At 64.9% G+C, this 17,395-nt stretch carries 11 protein-coding genes, 2 rRNA genes and 1 pseudogene; 11 read left to right on the top strand and 3 right to left on the bottom strand.

The features are described from left to right. Positions 1-36: 36 nt before the first annotated feature. Positions 37-1,899 (top strand): ATP-binding protein, encoded by a 1,863-nt coding sequence (locus tag LRS14_RS10475; RefSeq protein WP_198156971.1) that lies wholly within the window; start codon positions 37-39, stop codon positions 1,897-1,899. After that, positions 1,896-3,239, top strand: coding sequence for a sigma-54 dependent transcriptional regulator (locus LRS14_RS10480; RefSeq protein WP_257799489.1), 1,344 nt, complete (start codon positions 1,896-1,898; stop codon positions 3,237-3,239). Before LRS14_RS10475 ends, LRS14_RS10480 begins: the two co-directional genes overlap by 4 nt. Here LRS14_RS10480 and LRS14_RS10485 read toward each other — a convergent pair. Then, complete coding sequence (locus LRS14_RS10485) at positions 3,236-3,964, bottom strand: Crp/Fnr family transcriptional regulator (protein ID WP_257799490.1); 729 nt, start codon at positions 3,962-3,964, stop codon at positions 3,236-3,238. The genes LRS14_RS10480 and LRS14_RS10485 overlap by 4 nt on opposite strands. Positions 3,965-4,065: 101 nt before the next feature. Between LRS14_RS10485 and LRS14_RS10490 the strand changes: the two genes are divergently transcribed. The 9 genes and pseudogenes from LRS14_RS10490 to LRS14_RS10530 all read left to right on the top strand — a co-directional run bounded on the left by LRS14_RS10490 (position 4,066) and on the right by LRS14_RS10530 (position 13,982). Then, positions 4,066-6,012, top strand: coding sequence for a long-chain fatty acid--CoA ligase (locus tag LRS14_RS10490; protein ID WP_257799491.1), 1,947 nt, complete (start codon positions 4,066-4,068; stop codon positions 6,010-6,012). A gap of 35 nt (positions 6,013-6,047) precedes the next feature. Further along, entirely contained in the window at positions 6,048-6,899 is an 852-nt protein-coding gene (locus tag LRS14_RS10495; protein ID WP_257799492.1) for an ABC transporter ATP-binding protein, read from the top strand. Between the two features lie 114 nt (positions 6,900-7,013). After that, the gene (locus LRS14_RS10500; RefSeq protein ID WP_046114081.1) at positions 7,014-7,943 is read left to right on the top strand and encodes a branched-chain amino acid ABC transporter permease; all 930 of its coding nucleotides are present in this window, start codon (positions 7,014-7,016) and stop codon (positions 7,941-7,943) included. Between the two features lie 18 nt (positions 7,944-7,961). Next, on the top strand, positions 7,962-9,026 hold the full coding sequence (locus tag LRS14_RS10505) for a branched-chain amino acid ABC transporter permease (protein ID WP_046114080.1): 1,065 nt from the start codon (positions 7,962-7,964) through the stop codon (positions 9,024-9,026). Positions 9,027-9,070: 44 nt separating this feature from the next. Next, a complete protein-coding gene (locus LRS14_RS10510; protein WP_257799493.1) occupies positions 9,071-10,390 on the top strand; it encodes an ABC transporter substrate-binding protein in 1,320 nt (439 codons plus the stop codon). Positions 10,391-10,400: 10 nt separating this feature from the next. Further along, entirely contained in the window at positions 10,401-11,240 is an 840-nt protein-coding gene (locus LRS14_RS10515) for an ABC transporter ATP-binding protein (RefSeq protein ID WP_232315395.1), read from the top strand. A gap of 23 nt (positions 11,241-11,263) precedes the next feature. Next, positions 11,264-11,560: a hypothetical protein gene (locus LRS14_RS10520; RefSeq protein WP_046114077.1), complete on the top strand. Its 297-nt coding sequence runs from the start codon at positions 11,264-11,266 to the stop codon at positions 11,558-11,560. Then, positions 11,557-12,869: pseudogene (locus LRS14_RS10525) on the top strand (phenylacetate--CoA ligase family protein). The gene LRS14_RS10520 and the pseudogene LRS14_RS10525 overlap by 4 nt, the downstream one beginning before the upstream one ends. A 144-nt stretch (positions 12,870-13,013) precedes the next feature. Next, complete coding sequence (locus LRS14_RS10530; protein WP_257800451.1) at positions 13,014-13,982, top strand: tripartite tricarboxylate transporter substrate-binding protein; 969 nt, start codon at positions 13,014-13,016, stop codon at positions 13,980-13,982. A 130-nt stretch (positions 13,983-14,112) separates the two neighbouring features. Here LRS14_RS10530 and rrf read toward each other — a convergent pair. Continuing rightward, positions 14,113-14,225, bottom strand: a 5S ribosomal RNA gene (gene rrf / locus LRS14_RS10535). A 127-nt stretch (positions 14,226-14,352) separates the two neighbouring features. Continuing rightward, positions 14,353-17,226, bottom strand: a 23S ribosomal RNA gene (locus LRS14_RS10540). Positions 17,227-17,395: the final 169 nt, after the last annotated feature.

Below are 17,395 nucleotides of genomic sequence, written 5' to 3' on the forward strand. Positions count from 1 at the left end.
GTCCTGCCGGTATGGCGCCGATTGTTGTGGGGTGCGGTGGCCGTCGGCCTCATCGTGTGCAGTGCCTGGCTCGGCTTCACGCTGAGCGAGAACCGCGGCATTGCCACCTTGCGTGCCGAATCCAACCACCGGCTGGACCTGTTCGCCTCCGCGGTGGAGGGCATGGTCAAGCGGCTGGAGCATGTGCCGGCCACCATCCAGCTCAGCCATGACGTGCTGAACCTGCTGCGCGAGCCGGGCAACCCGCGCCGCGTGCAGGCCGCCGACAGCTACCTGCGCCGGCTGAATGCCCACGTGGGCAGCATGTCGGCCTTCGTGCTGAACGACCGCGGCGTGGTGCTGGCTTCCAGCAACGCCGACCGCAGCGACGACAGCCGGGTGGGCGAGGACGTGTCCTTCCGCCCCTATTTCCTGGAAGCCCTGTCCGGCCGTGTCGGCCGGCATTTCGCCATCGGCGTTCGCGGCGAGCCGGGCTACTTCGTGTCCCATCCCATCCGCGACGGCGCGCGCGTCATCGGCGTGGCCGCCATCAAGATCAGCCTCGAGCCCATCGACCAGACCTGGCAGATGGTGGGCGCACCGGCGCTGCTGGCCGATGCCAACCAGGTGGTGATCCACTCGTCCCAACCCGGCTGGCGTTACACCGCGCTGGTGGATCTGCCAGTGGAGCGGCGCGTGGACCTGCTGCTCACCCGCATGTACAACAGCATGCGCATCCGGGCGTTTCCCCTGTCGCCGATGCTGTGGATCGGCGAGGACGGCCAGCTGCTGGACGGCCCGGGCACCGGCGGCCAGCAGCAGATGCTGCGACGGGCCACCGGCACCGGCATGCTGGTGATGAGCCGCCCGCTGGACGGCATGGACTGGCGGGTGATGCTGTTCCTGGACCTGCGCGAAGTGCGCACCGCCGCCGCGCTCAACGGCATGATGGCCTCGGTGGTGGCGGCCTTCCTGCTGCTGCTGGCGCTGTTCATCGCGCAGCGCCGGCGCATCCAGCGCCAACGGCTGGAGTCGCGTGCGCTGCTGGAGCGTGCCAATGCCGACCTGGAGCAGAAGGTGGCCATGCGCACGCTGGACCTCACCGCAGCCAACGACCGGCTGCGCAAGGAGGTGGCCGACCGCGAGCAGGCCGAGAAGACGCTGCGCGCCACGCAGAGCGAGCTGGTGCATGCCGGCAAGATGGCCGTGCTGGGCCAGCTGGCCACCGGCATCACGCATGAACTGACGCAGCCGCTGGGCGCCATCCGCACGCTGTCGGGCAATGCCATCGAGTTCCTCAAGCGCGGCGACATGAACACGCTGTCGGGCAACCTGGGCATCATCGCCCGGCTGGCCGACCAGATGGGCGGCATCATCCATCCGCTCAAGGGCTTCGCCCGCAAGTCGGAGCCGCTGCCGGCGCGCACCGACGTGGCGGTGGCCATCGGCAATGCGCTGTTCCTGTTCGGCCTGCGGCTGCGCAAGGAACATGTGGAGGTGGTCAACCTCTGCGAGACCGGCGTGGTGACCGCCTGGTGCGACGCCAACCGGCTGGAGCAGGTGCTGATCAACCTGGTGGGCAATGCCATCGACGCGATGGACGGCCAGCCGGTGAAGACGTTGACGCTGGCCGCCGGCTACGAGGAAGCGGCGCCCGGCGATGCGGTGGAGCGCTGGGCCCGCATCGACGTGATCGACAGCGGCGCGGGGCTGGACCCCGCCATCCTGTCGCATCTGTTCGAGCCCTTCTTCACCACCAAGACACAAGGCGCCGGGCTGGGCCTGGGGCTTGCCATCTCGCGGGACATTGCCCGCGAGTTCGGCGGCGACATCGTGGCCCACGGCCACCCGGACGGCGGTGCGTGCTTCAGCCTGCGGCTGCCGGCCGCTGCCACCGTGCAGGAGACATCGATTCCATGACCAACGATCTATCCGTTCTGATCGTCGAGGACGATCCGCATGTGCAGCTGGGCTGCGTGCAGGCCATGCAGCTGGCCGACCTGCCGGTCAATGCGGTGGACAACGCGGAGGCCGCGCTGCAGCGTGTGCAGGAAGGATTTGCCGGCGTCATCGTCACCGACATGCGCCTGCCCGGCGCCGACGGCCTGTCCCTGGTGCGGCATTGCCGGGAGATCGACGACGGCCTGCCGGTCATCATGATCACCGGCCACGGCGACGTGAGCCTGGCGGTGGAGGCCATGCGCAGCGGCGCCTACGACTTCATCCCCAAGCCGTTCTCGCCAGAGACGCTGACCGAGGTGGTGCGCCGCGCGATGGAAAAGCGCGCGCTGACGATGGAAGTGGCCACGCTGCGCCGCATGCTGGACACCCGTAGCGGGCTGGAAGGCCGGCTGATGGGCCGCTCACCGCAGATCGAGCGGGTGCGCCAGCTGATCCGCGAGGTGGCCGACAGCCCGGTGGACGTGCTGATCCATGGCGAGACGGGCACCGGCAAGGAGGTGGTGGCGCAGAGCCTGCACGAGATGTCGGTGCGCAAGGCAGGCCCCTTCGTGGCGCTGAACTGCGGCGGCATGCCCGACAACCTGCTGGACAGCGAGCTGTTCGGTCATGAGGCGGGTGCCTTCACCGGCGCGCAGAAGCGCCGCGTGGGCAAGATCGAATACGCCAACGGCGGCACCTTGTTCCTGGACGAGGTGGAGAGCATGCCCATCGGCATGCAGATCAAGCTGCTGCGCGTGCTGCAGGACCGCCGCATCGAGCGGCTGGGCAGCAACCACAGCGTGCCGGTGGACGTGCGCGTGGTGGCCGCCACCAAGGACGACCTGCTGCAGCGCGCCAGCGAGAACGCCTTCCGCGCCGACCTGTACTACCGGCTGAACGTGGTTCAGATCGAGCTGCCGCCGCTGCGCGAGCGGCGCGAGGACATCCCGCTGCTGACCGAGCACTTCATGCTGCTGGCCGCCAGCCGCTATGGCCGCACCCAGCCGCCGGTGACGGTGGAGCAGATGCAGCGGCTGATGGCTCATTCCTGGCCGGGCAACGTGCGCGAGCTGCGCAACGTGGCCGAATGCCTGGTGCTGGGCATCCGCAAGGATGTGCTGGGCGCCGGCCCCGCCGCAGTTGGCGAGCATGCGGACGCCAGTGCGTCGCTGGTGGAGATGGTGGAGGGCTTCGAGCGCAGCCTGATCGCGGCCGAGCTGGCCCGCAACGGCGGCAACATCGCCCACAGCGCCAAGGCGCTGCGCGTGGCCAAGACCACGCTGAACGACAAGATCCGCAAGTACGGGCTGCAGGGCTAGCGCCGGTAGCGGCGCAGCGCCTCCAGGTCCAGCACCTGCACGCCGCCGTATTCCACGCGGATGAGCGCGGCGGCCTGCAGCACGCGCAGCGCCTCGTTCACCCGCTGGCGCGAAAGGCCCACCAGGTAGGCCAGCTCCTGCTGCGTAATGCGCAGCAGCGTGCCCACGCCGGGAAACAGCACCGGGTGGAACAGCCCGGCCAGGCTGCGTGCCACGCGGCTGTCCGGGTCGGTCAGGCGGTCGGTCTCGCGCGCGGCGATGAACTGGCTCACCCGCTCGTTGAGCTGGTTCATCAAGTAGCGGTTGAAGGGAATGCTGCGCTCCAGCAGCCACTCGAAGGTGTCGATCGGCAGGCCGGCCACCACGCTGCGGCGCAGCGTCTCGATGTTGTAGCGGTAGCTCTCGCGCTTGAGCAGCGTGCCCTCGCCGAACCAGGCGCCTGGCGGCAGGCCGGAATAGGTGATGGCGGCCTCCACCGAGGCGTCGTTGGTCATCTTGAGCAGCCCATCCACCACGCCGAACCAGTAGTTGGCGCGGCGGCCGATCTTGCACACCAGGTCGCCGGGGTCGGCATCGGCCACCTCCAGGTCGGCCACCACGCGGGCGCGGTGTTGGTCATCCAGCACCTGCAGCCACGGCACCATCGACAGCTCGGCCGCGGTCGCGGCGCGGGCGCGGGCACGCAAGGCGGAGCCGGGGCGATGGTGGGCGCTGGACGGGTTCATGCGGGAAAGCACCGGGGCGGGCTGTCCCTAGGATTGTCGTCAGAACGACAAGCGGGCGTCAATTTCTTTCCTACAGTGCATTCAACACAAGGAGACATGCCTTGGAAGACACCTTTCCGCGATTGATGCTCGGACACGCACGCCAGCGCCCCACGGCGCCGGCGCTGCGCGAGAAGGAATACGGCATCTGGCAGACGCTCACCTGGCAGCAGTTGGCCGACATGGTGCGTGCGCTGGCCGCGGGCCTGCATGCGGCCGGCCTGCGCCGCGGCCAGCACCTGGTGGTGATCGGCGAGAACCGGCCGCGGCTGTATGCCAGCATGCTGGCCGCACAGAGCATCGGCGCGGTGCCGGTGCCGCTGTACCAGGACGCGGTGGGCGCGGAGTTCGTCTTCCCGATCAACAACGCCGAGATCGCCTTCGCGGTGGTGGAAGACCAGGAGCAGCTCGACAAGCTCATCGAGATCCGCCCCCAGTGCCCGCAGCTCACCCGCCTGTGGTTCGACGACCCGCGCGGCCTGCGCAGCTACGCCGAGCCGGGCATGGCCTCGCTCGACGATCTGCTGGCCGAAGGGCAGGACTTCAACCAGCGCCAGCCTGCCTTCTTCGATGCCGAGGTGGCGCAGGCACAGGCCACCGACGTGGCCGCGATGTTCTTCACCTCCGGCACCACCGGCAATCCAAAGGGCGTGGTGCACACGCATGCCTCGCTGCTGGACCGCGCGCGTGCCGGCCAGAGCTTCGACAAGCTCACGGCGCAGGAAGAGGTGCTGGCCTACCTGCCGCCCGCCTGGATCGGCCAGAACATCTTCAGCTATGCGCAGTGGCTGGCCTGCGGCTACGTGGTGAACTGTCCCGAGTCCAGCGCCACGGTGACGATCGACCTGAAGGAGATCGGCCCCACCTACTACTTCGCGCCGCCACGCATCTTCGAAGGCCTGCTCACCAGCGTGATGATCCGCATGGAGGACGCCGGCCGCCTCAAACGCTGGCTGTTCCACCGCTGCCTGGCCCTGGCCAAGCGCGTGGGCCCGGCGCTGATGGACGGGCAGCCCGTGGGCGCGCTCGACAAGCTCAAGTACAAGCTGGGCGACCTGGTGATGTACGGCCCGCTGCGCAACACGCTGGGCCTGTCGCGGGTGCGGGTGGCCTATACCGCGGGCGAGGCCATCGGGCCCGACCTGTTCAGCTTCTACCGCTCGATCGGCATCAACCTGAAGCAGCTGTACGGCAGCACCGAGACCGCCGTGTTCGTGTGCCTGCAGCCCGACCATGAGGTGAAGGCCGACACCGTGGGCGTGCCCATCGATGGCGTGGAGATCCAGGTGACGCCCAGCGGCGAGATCCTGGTGCGCTCGCCCGGGCTGCTCAAGGGCTACTACAAGAACGACGCCGCCACCGCGGAGGTGCTGACGCCGGACGGCTGGTACCGCACCGGCGACGCCGGCTTCATCGACGCCGGCGGCCACCTGAAGATCATCGACCGCGCCAAGGACGTGGGCCGCATTGCCGGCGGCCCCAACGACGGCGCGATGTTCGCGCCCAAGTACGTGGAGAACAAGCTGAAGTTCTTCCCGCACATCAAGGAGGCGGTGGCCTTCGGCGATGGCCGCGACCGCGTGTGCGCCTTCATCAACATCGACTTTGAGGCGGTGGGCAACTGGGCCGAGCGGCGCAACCTGCCCTATGCCGGCTACACCGACCTGGCCGCCAAGCCCGAGGTGACGGAGCTGATCCGCGATTGCGTGGAGAAGGTCAATGCCGACCTGGCCAGCGACGAGCGCCTGGCCGGCTCGCAGATCAGCCGCTTCCTGGTGCTGCACAAGGAGCTGGACGCCGACGACGGCGAGCTGACGCGCACCCGGAAGGTCCGCCGCGGCTTCATCGCCGACCGCTATGCGGTGCTGGTGGATGCGCTGTACGGCGGCAAGTCCGAGCAGTTCATCGAGACGGCGGTGAAGTACGAGGACGGGCGCACCGGCGTGGTCTCGGCCACCCTGAAGATCATCGACGCGAAGACCTTCGCACCCGTTGGAAAGGCAGCCTGATGAGCCACGCGGCACAAGCGATCGAACCGGGTGCGATGTTCACCACGCAGCCGCCCGCACAAGGCAGCGGCGCGCTGCCGGCGGCGCAGCAGCCGACGGACACCGGCGGCCGCCGCATCGGCGAGGTCATCCTGGACGTGCGCAACATCAGCCTGCGCTTCGGCGGCGTGAAGGCGCTCACCGACATCAGCTTCAACGTGCGCGAGCACGAGGTGCGCGCCATCATCGGCCCCAACGGCGCCGGCAAGAGCTCGATGCTCAACTGCATCAACGGCGTGTACCAGCCGCAGGAAGGCGCCATCACCTTCCGCGGCCAGACCTTCAAGCACATGAACTCGCGCCAGGTGGCCGAGATGGGCGTGGCCCGCACCTTCCAGAACCTGGCCCTGTTCAAGGGCATGAGCGTGCTGGACAACATCATGACCGGCCGCAACCTGCGCATGAAGAGCAACATCTTCCTGCAGGCGCTGCGCTGGGGCCCGGCCGAGCGCGAGGAGATCGCCCACCGCGAGAAGGTGGAACGCATCATCGACTTCCTCGAGATCCAGGCCTGGCGCAAGACGCCGGTGGGCCGCCTGCCCTATGGCCTGCAGAAGCGCGTGGACCTGGGCCGCGCGCTGGCGATGGAGCCGCAGGTGCTGCTGCTCGACGAGCCGATGGCCGGCATGAACGTCGAGGAGAAACAGGACATGTGCCGCTTCATCCTCGACGTGAACGACGAGTTCGGCACCACCATCGTGCTGATCGAGCACGACATGGGCGTGGTGATGGACATCTCCGACCGCGTGGTGGTGCTGGACTACGGCAAGAAGATCGGCGACGGAACGCCCGACGAGGTGCGCACCAACGAGGACGTCGTGCGTGCCTACCTCGGCACCTCCCATTGATGAACCACCCCCGTAGCGCCTTCGGCGCACCCCTCATGGGGGCGCCGCCAGCGGCCCGGCAAAGCCGGCTCCGCGGCGGCCGCTTGGTCAACGCTCGTTCTGCCAGGAGTAGGCATGGGCTTCTTTCTTGAAACGCTGTTCGGCGGCCTGATGGCCGGCATGCTGTACGCACTGGTGGCGCTGGGCTTCGTGCTCATCTTCAAGGCCAGCGGCGTGTTCAATTTCGCGCAGGGCGCGATGGTGCTGTTCGCGGCGCTGTCGATGGCGCGCTTCTCGGAGTGGCTGCCGCAGTGGTTCGGCTTCAGCAGCGCGCTGCTGGCCAACGTGCTGGCCATCATCGTGTCCATCGGCGTGATGATCGTGCTGGCCTGGCTGATCGAGCGGCTGGCCCTGCGGCAACTGGTCGGGCAGGAGCCCATCGCGCTGCTCATGGCCACGCTGGGCATCACCTACTTCGTCGACGGCGCGGGCCAGCTGATCTTTGGCAGCGCCACCTACAAGATCGACGTGGGCATGCCCAAGGACCCGATGATCCTGTTCGAGAACACGTTCCAGGGCGGCCTGCTGCTCAGCAAGGAAGACCTGTATGCCGCGCTGGTGTCGGCGGTGCTGGTGGCCTGCCTGTCGCTGTTCTTCCAGAAGACGGCCACCGGCCGCGCGCTGCGTGCCGTGGCCGATGACCACCAGGCCGCACAGTCCATCGGCATCCCGCTGTCGCGCATCTGGGTCATCGTGTGGTCCATCGGCGGCATCGTCGCACTGGTGGCCGGGATCATCTGGGGCAGCAAGCTGGGCGTGCAGTTCAGCATCTCGCTGGTGGCGTTGAAGGCGCTGCCGGTGGTGATCCTCGGCGGCCTCACCTCGGTGCCCGGCGCCATCGTGGGCGGCCTGATCATCGGCTCGGGCGAGAAGCTGTCCGAGATCTACCTCGGACCCTTCCTCGGCGGCGGCATCGAGAACTGGTTTGCCTACGTGCTGGCGCTGGGCTTCCTGCTCGTCCGCCCGCAAGGCCTGTTCGGCGACAAGATCATCGACCGCGTCTGACCCCCACCGGAGACCTCCATGCTCTATCGTGAGAACGGTCAGTTCAAGCAGACCTACCGCACCGACCTGCAGATCTTCCCCGTGCTGCAGGACAAGGTGGCGATCCAGCTGCTGCTGGTGCTGGCCTTCGTCGCGGTGCCCTTCGTCGCCAGCGACTACGCCTTCCGCGCCATCCTCATCCCCTTCCTCATCCTGTCGCTGGCGGCGATGGGCCTGAACATCCTGGTGGGCTACTGCGGCCAGATCTCGCTGGGCACCGGCGCCTTCATGGCCATCGGGGCCTATGCCGCCTACAACCTGCAGGTGCGCATCGACGGCATGCCCTTGCTGTTGGCATTGATCGGCGGCGGCGTGTGCGCCACGGTGTTCGGCGTGCTGTTCGGCATCCCCAGCCTGCGCATCCGCGGGCTGTACCTGGCGGTGGCCACGCTGGCGGCGCAGTTCTTCACCGACTGGTTCACCAACCGCGTGCCCTGGGTCACCAACAACTCGTCGTCCGGCTCGGTCAGCGTGCGCGAGCTGTCCATCCTCGGCATGCCCATCGAGACCCCGGCGCAGAAGTACCTGCTGTGCCTGGCCATCGTGGTGGTGTTCGGGCTGCTGTCCAAGAACCTGGTGCGCGGCGCCATCGGCCGCCAGTGGATGGCCATCCGCGACATGGACGTGGCCGCGGCCGTGATCGGCATCCGGCCGGTGTACGCCAAGCTGTCGGCCTTTGCGGTCAGCAGCTTCATCGTCGGCGTGGCCGGTGCGCTGTGGGGCTTCGTGCACCTGGGCTCGTGGGAGCCGGCCGCCTTCAGCATCGACCGCTCGTTCCAGCTGCTGTTCATGGTGATCATCGGCGGGCTGGGCTCCATCTCGGGCGCCTTCTTCGGCGCGGCCTTCATCGTGCTGCTGCCGCTGCTGCTGAACTACGTGCCGCACTGGCTGGGGCTGCCGCTGTCCACCGCCACCGCCTCGCACCTGGAGCACATGATCTTCGGCGCGCTGATCGTGTTCTTCCTGATCGTGGAGCCGCACGGGCTGGCGCGCCTGTGGCTCACCGCCCGCGAGAAGCTGCGCCTGTGGCCCTTCCCCCATTGATTCCTGCCAGACCCATAACAGACACACACCGGAGACCGACCACCATGAAGTTCGCTTCCTTCTCCCTCACCGCTGCGGCGTTCGCTGCCGCTCTGTCGCTTGGCACCGCACCCACCGCCGTGCAGGCGCAGGCAGCCGAGCAGTTCGTGCCGCTGCTGGTCTACCGCACCGGCCAGTTCGCGCCGCTGGGCATTCCCTGGGCCGACGGCAAGCAGGACTACCTGAAGCTGGTGAATGCACGTGACGGCGGCGTCAATGGCGTGAAGCTGGTGTTCGAGGAATGCGAGACCGCCTACGACGCCGCCAAGGGCGTGGAGTGCTACGAGCGGCTGAAGACCAAGGGCACCGGCGCCTCGGGCTTCGACCCGCAGTCCACCGGCATCACCTTCGCGGTGACCGACAAGGCCTTCAACGACAAGGTGGCCATCCAGACGCTGGGCTATGGCCTGTCGCAGTCGGTGGACGGCACGGTGTTCGAGTGGAACTTCCCGCTTCTGGGCACCTACTGGACGGCCGCCGACGTGATGATCCAGGACATCCTGAAGAAGGAGATGGGCAGCCTCAAGGGCAAGAAGATCGCCCTCGTCTACCACGACTCGCCCTACGGCAAGGAACCGATCCCGCTGCTGCAGAAGCGCGCCGCCAAGGACGGCTTCGAGCTGGCGCTGTTCCCCGTCACGCCGCCCGGCGTCGAGCAGAAGTCCACCTGGCTGCAGATCCGCCAGCAGCGGCCCGACTATGTGCTGTTCTGGTCGGCCGGCGTGATGACGCCCGCCGGCATCCGCGAGGCGCAGGCCAGCGGCTTCCCGCGGGAGAAGATGTACGCGATCTGGTGGGCCGGCTCCGACCACGACGTGAAGGACATCGGTGCCGGTGCCAAGGGCTACAACGCCATCACCGTGCACAACAGCGCGGCCCGCGACAAGGTGCACGACGACCTGAAGAAGTTCGTCTACGAGAAGGGCCAGGGCACCGCCAGCAACGACAGCAGCGTGGGCGTGATGGCCCACACCCGCGGCATGATGATCTCGATGCTGCAGGTGGAAGCCATCCGCACCGCCCAGGAGAAGTACGGCAAGGGCAAGACGCTGACGCCCGAGCAGGTGAAGTGGGGCTTCGAGAACCTGGACCTCAGCGCCGACCGGCTCAAGGCCCTGGGCTTCGGCGAGATCATGCGGCCGGTCAAGACCTCGTGCAGCAACCACATGGGCACCGACTGGGCCCGCATCGTCCAGTGGGACGGCGGCAAGTGGAACATCACCTCCGACTGGTACCAGGCCGATCAATCGCTGATCGACCCGCTGGTCAAGGAGATGTCCGCCAAGTACGCCAAGGACAAGAACATCAAGCCCCGCAGCTGCTGAGCGCCATCGCATGCAACCCGCAGCCATGCCCCAGGCCGAAGCCGGCCGCCGCGACTTCCTCGACGTCAACGGCATCGAGGTGATCTACAACCATGTGATCCTCGTCTTGAAGGGCGTGTCGCTGCGCGTGGAGGAAGGCGCCATCGTCGCGCTGCTGGGCGCTAACGGCGCCGGCAAGACGACCACGCTGCGCGCGGTGTCCAACCTGCTGCATGCCGAGCGCGGCGCGGTCACCAAGGGCTCGATCGCGCTGCGCGGCGAGCGCATCGAGAACCTCACGCCAGCCAGCCTCGTGGACCGTGGCGTGATCCAGGTGATGGAGGGCCGGCACTGCTTCGCCCACCTCACCATCGAGGAGAACCTGATGACCGGCGCCTACACCCGGCGCGACGGCCGCGCCGCGGTGGCCGAGACGCTGGAGAAGGTCTACGCCTACTTCCCGCGACTCAAGACCCGCCGCACCAGCCAGGCCGCCTACACCTCGGGCGGCGAGCAGCAGATGTGCGCCATCGGCCGCGCGCTCATGGCCAACCCGCGCATGGTGCTGCTGGACGAGCCGTCGATGGGCCTGGCGCCGCAGATCGTGGAAGAGGTGTTCGAGATCGTGAAGGACCTCAACACCAAGGAAGGCGTCACCTTCCTGCTGGCCGAGCAGAACACCAACATGGCCCTGCGCTATGCCGACTTCGGCTACATCCTAGAGAGCGGCCGCGTGGTGATGGACGGCCCCGCCGCCTCGCTGCGCGAGAACGAGGACGTGAAGGAGTTCTACCTCGGCACCGGCGGCGAGGGGCGCAAGAGCTTCCGCGACGTCAAGAGCTACAAGCGCCGCAAGCGCTGGCTGGCCTGAACTTTCCTGGAGGGCTGCAGCCCATGTCCGACACCCCCGACTTCTTCGCCCTGCCGGCCTTCAAGCCGGCGGAGGCGCTGGTGCAGCTCAAGCGCCAGCTGCGCGACCTGCGCCTGACCGAACGCGGCGACCGCTACGAGTTGGCCGGCCTGGCCGTGGCCGAGCTGGCCGCCACCGACACCACCCTGGAAGCGCGCCTGGTCAGGCGGCCCGCCCGCACGCCCGAGTGGACGACGCACCGGCTGGCGTCCAGCGCCGACGTGCGGCGCTTCGTCGACCACGTGAAATCCCAACTGGCGCGCTGGCGCGACGACGAATGAAGGCTGCCGAGCATTTCGACGCACTGGAAACACGCGACCCTGCCGAGCGCGAAGCCGCGCTGATGGCCGCGCTGCCCGCGCACCTGGCGCAGGCGAAAGCGCAAAGCCCGGCCCAGGCTTTGCGGCTGGCCGGCATCGACGCCGCCTCGGTGACCTCGCGCGAGGCACTCGCCCGCCTGCCGGTGCTGCGCAAGCATGAACTGCTGGCATTGCAGCAGGCTCACCGCCAGGCGCGGCCCGATGCGCTTGCGGACGGTGTGGCGGCGGGCGATCCCTTCGCCGGCTTTGCCGCTGCGGGCTGGAACGGCCTGCGCCTGCCTCGCCCGGCCAAGCGGGTGTTCCAGTCGCCCGGCCCCCTCTACGAGCCCCAGGGCCGCGGCAGCGATTCCTGGCGGTTGGCGCGTGCGATGCATGCGGCTGGTTTCCGCGCCGGCGACCTGGTGCACAACAGCTTCAGCTACCACCTCACACCCCGCCGGCGCCATGATGGAAGAAGGTGCCCTGGCGCTCGGCTGCACCGTGTTCCCTGGCGGCGTCGGCAACACCGAGCTGCAGCTGCAGGCGATGGCCGAGCTGCGGCCTCATGGCTACTGCGGCACGCCCAGCTTCCTCAAGATCGCGCTCGAGAAGGCCGCCGAGCAGCAGCTGGCGTTGCCGTCGCTGCGCAAGGCACTGGTCAGCGGCGAGGCCTTTCCGCCGTCCCTGCGCGACTGGCTGCACGAACGCGGCGTGGCGGCCTTCCAGTGCTATGCCACTGCCGACCTGGGCCTCATCGCCTATGAAACCGAGGCGCGGGAAGGCCTGGTGCTGGACGAAGAGGTCATCGTCGAGATCGTGCGGCCCGGCACCGGTGACCCGGTGGCCGACGGCGAGGTGGGCGAGGTGGTGGTCACCACCTTCGACGCCGACTATCCGCTGATCCGCTTTGGCACCGGCGACCTGAGCGCGGTGTTGCCCGGCCCTTGTCCCACCGGCCGCACCCAGACCCGCATCCGCGGCTGGATGGGACGTGCCGACCAGACCACCAAGGTGCGCGGCATGTTCGTGCATCCCAGCCAAGTGGCCGAGGTGCTGCGGCGCCACCCCGCCGTGGGCCGCGCGCGGCTGGTGGTGGAGGGCGAGATGGCCAACGACCGCATGACGCTGCATGCCGAGGTGACCGAGGAGGGGGCCCAGCGGCCCGCTGGCCGAACAGCTGGCGGCCAGCGTGCGCGACGTTACCAAGCTGCGCGCCGATGTGCAGCTGGTGGCCGACGGCAGCCTGCCCAACGACGGTGTGGTCATCGAGGACAAGCGAAGCTACCGCTGAGCGCAGCGCAAGGTGCGGATTTCGTCGCATGAGGGGTGGACATCGGGCCACTCCCTACGTAGTCCCCGACGACCCGGCGGCGCGTGCTTGTCTAGCATCACGCACCGTGCGCATGCACCTCGAACCAAGGAGCTTCGTTCCATGATGAAAAAGTTTTTGATTGGCGGCGCATTGGCTGCGGTGAGCGCCGCAGTGTTTGCGCAATACCCCACCCGCCCGGTGACGATCATCGTCCCGTTCACCGCCGGTGGCCCCACCGACAAGGTGGCGCGTGACCTCGCTGAAGCCCTGCGCAAGCCGCTGGGCGGCACCATCATTATTGAAAACGTCGGTGGCGCCGGCGGCACGCTGGGCGCCGCCAAGGTCGCCAAGGCCGCACCGGACGGCTACACCCTGCTGCTGCACCACATCGGCATGGCCACCTCGCCCGCCCTGTACCGCAGCCTGCCGTACAAGACGATGGAAGACTTCGAGTACCTCGGTCTCGTCAACGAGGTGCCGATGACCCTGATCGGCCGCCCCACTCTGCCGGCCAACAACTACGCCGAGCTGGTGAAGTGGCTGGAGTCGAACAAGGGCAAGGTCAACCTGGCGAATGCCGGCCTGGGCGCGGCCTCGCATCTGTGCGGTCTGCTGCTTCAGTCGACGATGAAGAGCGACATGACCACCGTGCCCTACAAGGGCACCGCGCCGGCCATGAACGACATCCTGGGCGGCCAGGTCGACATCATGTGCGACCAGACCACCAACACCTCGGGCCAGATCGAGGCCGGCAAGGTCAAGGCCTTTGCCGTCACCACCACGCAGCGCCTCACGACGCCGGCGCTGTCCAAGCTGCCTACTCTGGATGAATCCGGCCTGAAGGGCTTCAACGTCACCATCTGGCACGGCCTCTATGCCCCCAAGGGCACTCCGGCCGCCATCCTGGAGAAGGTCAACGCCTCGCTGCGCACCGCGCTGAAGGACGCTGACTTCGTCAAGCGCCAAGAAGCGCTGGGCGCCGTCGTCGTCACCGACAACCGTGTGGGTTCTGCCGAGCACAAGAAGTTTGTGCAAGCCGAAATCGACAAATGGACGCCGGTTATCAAGGCTGCAGGTCAGTACGCCGACTGATTCAGTCGTCGTATAACGCCAAACGGCCCTTCGGGGCCGTTTTCTTTGTCGGAGCCAGGAATGTCTCGTCCCCCAAAGGCAAAACCCCCGCACAACTATTCGTTATGCGGGGGCATGCGCTGGGTAAATAGCCTGACGATGTCCTACTTTCACACGGGAACCCGCACTATCATCGGCGCTGAGGCGTTTCACTGTCCTGTTCGGGATGGGAAGGAGTGGGACCACCTCGCTATGGTCATCAGGCTTGACGGGTTGCCGGGTTGACGCCTGTTGGGTCAGCCCAGCCAATTCAAAGAGTGTAATCAGTATTCAACGATTGCGCCAAGGTTTGGCATAACGTGATCTTTGACGGTCGTGTTGTCAAAGTTATAGGGTCAAGCCTCACGAGCAATTAGTACTGGTTAGCTTAACGCATTACTGCGCTTCCACACCCAGCCTATCAACGTCCTGGTCTCGAACGACTCTTCAGGGGGCTCAAGGCCCCGGCAAGACTCATCTTGAGACGAGTTTCCCGCTTAGATGCTTTCAGCGGTTATCTCTTCCGCACTTAGCTACTCGGCAATGCCACTGGCGTGACAACCGATACACCAGAGGTGCGTCCACTCCGGTCCTCTCGTACTAGGAGCAGGCTCTCTCAATCTTGCAGCGCCCACGGAAGATAGGGACCAAACTGTCTCACGACGTTTTAAACCCAGCTCACGTACCTCTTTAAATGGCGAACAGCCATACCCTTGGGACCGGCTACAGCCCCAGGATGAGATGAGCCGACATCGAGGTGCCAAACACCGCCGTCGATATGAACTCTTGGGCGGTATCAGCCTGTTATCCCCAGAGTACCTTTTATCCGTTGAGCGATGGCCCTTCCATACAGAACCACCGGATCACTTTGTCCTACTTTCGTACCTGCTCGACTTGTCAGTCTCGCAGTCAAGCACGCTTATGCCAATGCACTATCAGCACGATTTCCGACCGTGCCTAGCGTACCTTCGAACTCCTCCGTTACACTTTGGGAGGAGACCGCCCCAGTCAAACTGCCCACCATACACTGTCCCCAACCCGGATCACGGGCCAAGGTTAGAACCTCAAACACACCAGGGTGGTATTTCAACGTCGGCTCCACCCAATCTAGCGACTGGGTTTCAAAGCCTCCCACCTATCCTACACAGATCTGTTCAAAGTCCAATGTAAAGCTACAGTAAAGGTTCATGGGGTCTTTCCGTCTTTCCGCGGGGAGATTGCATCATCACAAACATTTCAACTTCGCTGAGTCTCTGGAGGAGACAGTGTGGCCATCGTTACGCCATTCGTGCAGGTCGGAACTTACCCGACAAGGAATTTCGCTACCTTAGGACCGTTATAGTTACGGCCGCCGTTTACTGGGACTTCAATCAAGAGCTTGCACCCCATCATTTAATCTTCCAGCACCGGGCAGGCGTCACACCCTATACGTCGACTTTCGTCTTTGCAGAGTGCTGTGTTTTTAATAAACAGTCGCAGCCACCGATTCTTTGCAACCTCATTGGGCTCCCCAAGTAAATGGTTCACCTACTAAAGGCACACCTTCTTCCGAAGTTACGGTGTCAATTTGCCGAGTTCCTTCTCCAGAGTTCTCTCAAGCGCCTTAGAATACTCATCTCGCGCACCAGTGTCGGTTTGCGGTACGGTCGCGTGCAGCTGAAGCTTAGTGGCTTTTCCTGGAAGCAGGGTATCACTCACTTCGGAGGCAAGCCTCCTCGTTATCACACCTCAGCTAAGCCCTCCGGATTTGCCTAGAGGGCACGCCTACATGCTTGAACCGGGATATCCAACACCCGGCTGAGCTAACCTTCTCCGTCCCCACATCGCACTGCACGTCGGTACAGGAATATTGACCTGTTTCCCATCAGCTACGCATCTCTGCCTCGCCTTAGGGGCCGACTCACCCTACGCCGATGAACGTTGCGTAGGAAACCTTGCGCTTTCGGCGAGGGGGGCTTTTCACCCCCTTTAACGCTACTCATGTCAGCATTCGCACTTCTGATACCTCCAGCAGACCTCACGATCCACCTTCACAGGCGTACAGAACGCTCTCCTACCGCGCATCTTGCGATGCACCCGCAGCTTCGGTAACTGGCTTAGCCCCGTTACATCTTCCGCGCAGGACGACTCGATCAGTGAGCTATTACGCTTTCTTTAAATGATGGCTGCTTCTAAGCCAACATCCTGACTGTTTTAGCCTTCCCACTTCGTTTCCCACTTAGCCAATTTTAGGGACCTTAGCTGGCGGTCTGGGTTGTTTCCCTCTTGTGTCCGGACGTTAGCACCCGGTGCACTGTCTCCCAAGCTGTACTCATCGGTATTCGGAGTTTGCAATGGTTTGGTAAGTCGCCATGACCCCCTAGCCATAACAGTGCTCTACCCCCGATGGTAATACTTGAGGCACTACCTAAATAGTTTTCGGAGAGAACCAGCTATCTCCAGGTTTGTTTAGCCTTTCACCCCTATCCACAGCTCATCCGCTAGTTTTGCAACACTAGTCGGTTCGGACCTCCAGCACCTGTTACGGTACCTTCATCCTGGCCATGGATAGATCACCTGGTTTCGGGTCTACACCCAGCGACTGAACGCCCTATTCGGACTCGATTTCTCTACGCCTTCCCTATTCGGTTAAGCTCGCCACTGAATGTAAGTCGCTGACCCATTATACAAAAGGTACGCCGTCACCTTGCGGCTCCGACTTTTTGTATGCATGCGGTTTCAGGATCTATTTCACTCCCCTCCCGGGGTTCTTTTCGCCTTTCCCTCACGGTACTAGTTCACTATCGGTCGATTACGAGTATTTAGCCTTGGAGGATGGTCCCCCCATCTTCAGACAGGATTTCACGTGTCCCGCCCTACTTGTCGCACGCCTAGTTCCACAGCCTACTTTTTTCATACGGGGCTATCACCCGCTATGGCCAGCCTTTCCAGACTGTTCTGATAAGTGAGCTGCTAAAACGTGCAGGCTCTTCCGATTTCGCTCGCCACTACTTTCGGAATCTCGGTTGATGTCTTTTCCTCGAGCTACTGAGATGTTTCAGTTCACCCGGTTCGCCTCGCATGACTATGTATTCATCATGCGATACCCCTAAGGGTGGGTTTCCCCATTCGGAAATCTCCGGATCAAAGCTAATTTGCCAGCTCCCCGAAGCTTATCGCAGGCTATCACGTCCTTCGTCGCCTGTAATCGCCAAGGCATCCACCACATGCACTTAGTCACTTGACCCTATAACTTTGACACCTCACGCTTGAGGCGTCGTCAAGGACTGAAAATCAACTATCTGTTGACTTTGAGTATTTACGCGTTATGCCGAACTTCAATTCTTGAAGTTTGTTTTGACGCAATCATTGAACGTCACCTTCGCTTCGGAAACAGCTTTCACTGCATCCAATGC

The sequence above is a fragment of the Aquincola sp. J276 genome, from assembly GCF_024700035.1.
GTDB classification, from domain to species: domain Bacteria; phylum Pseudomonadota; class Gammaproteobacteria; order Burkholderiales; family Burkholderiaceae_C; genus Aquincola; species Aquincola tertiaricarbonis.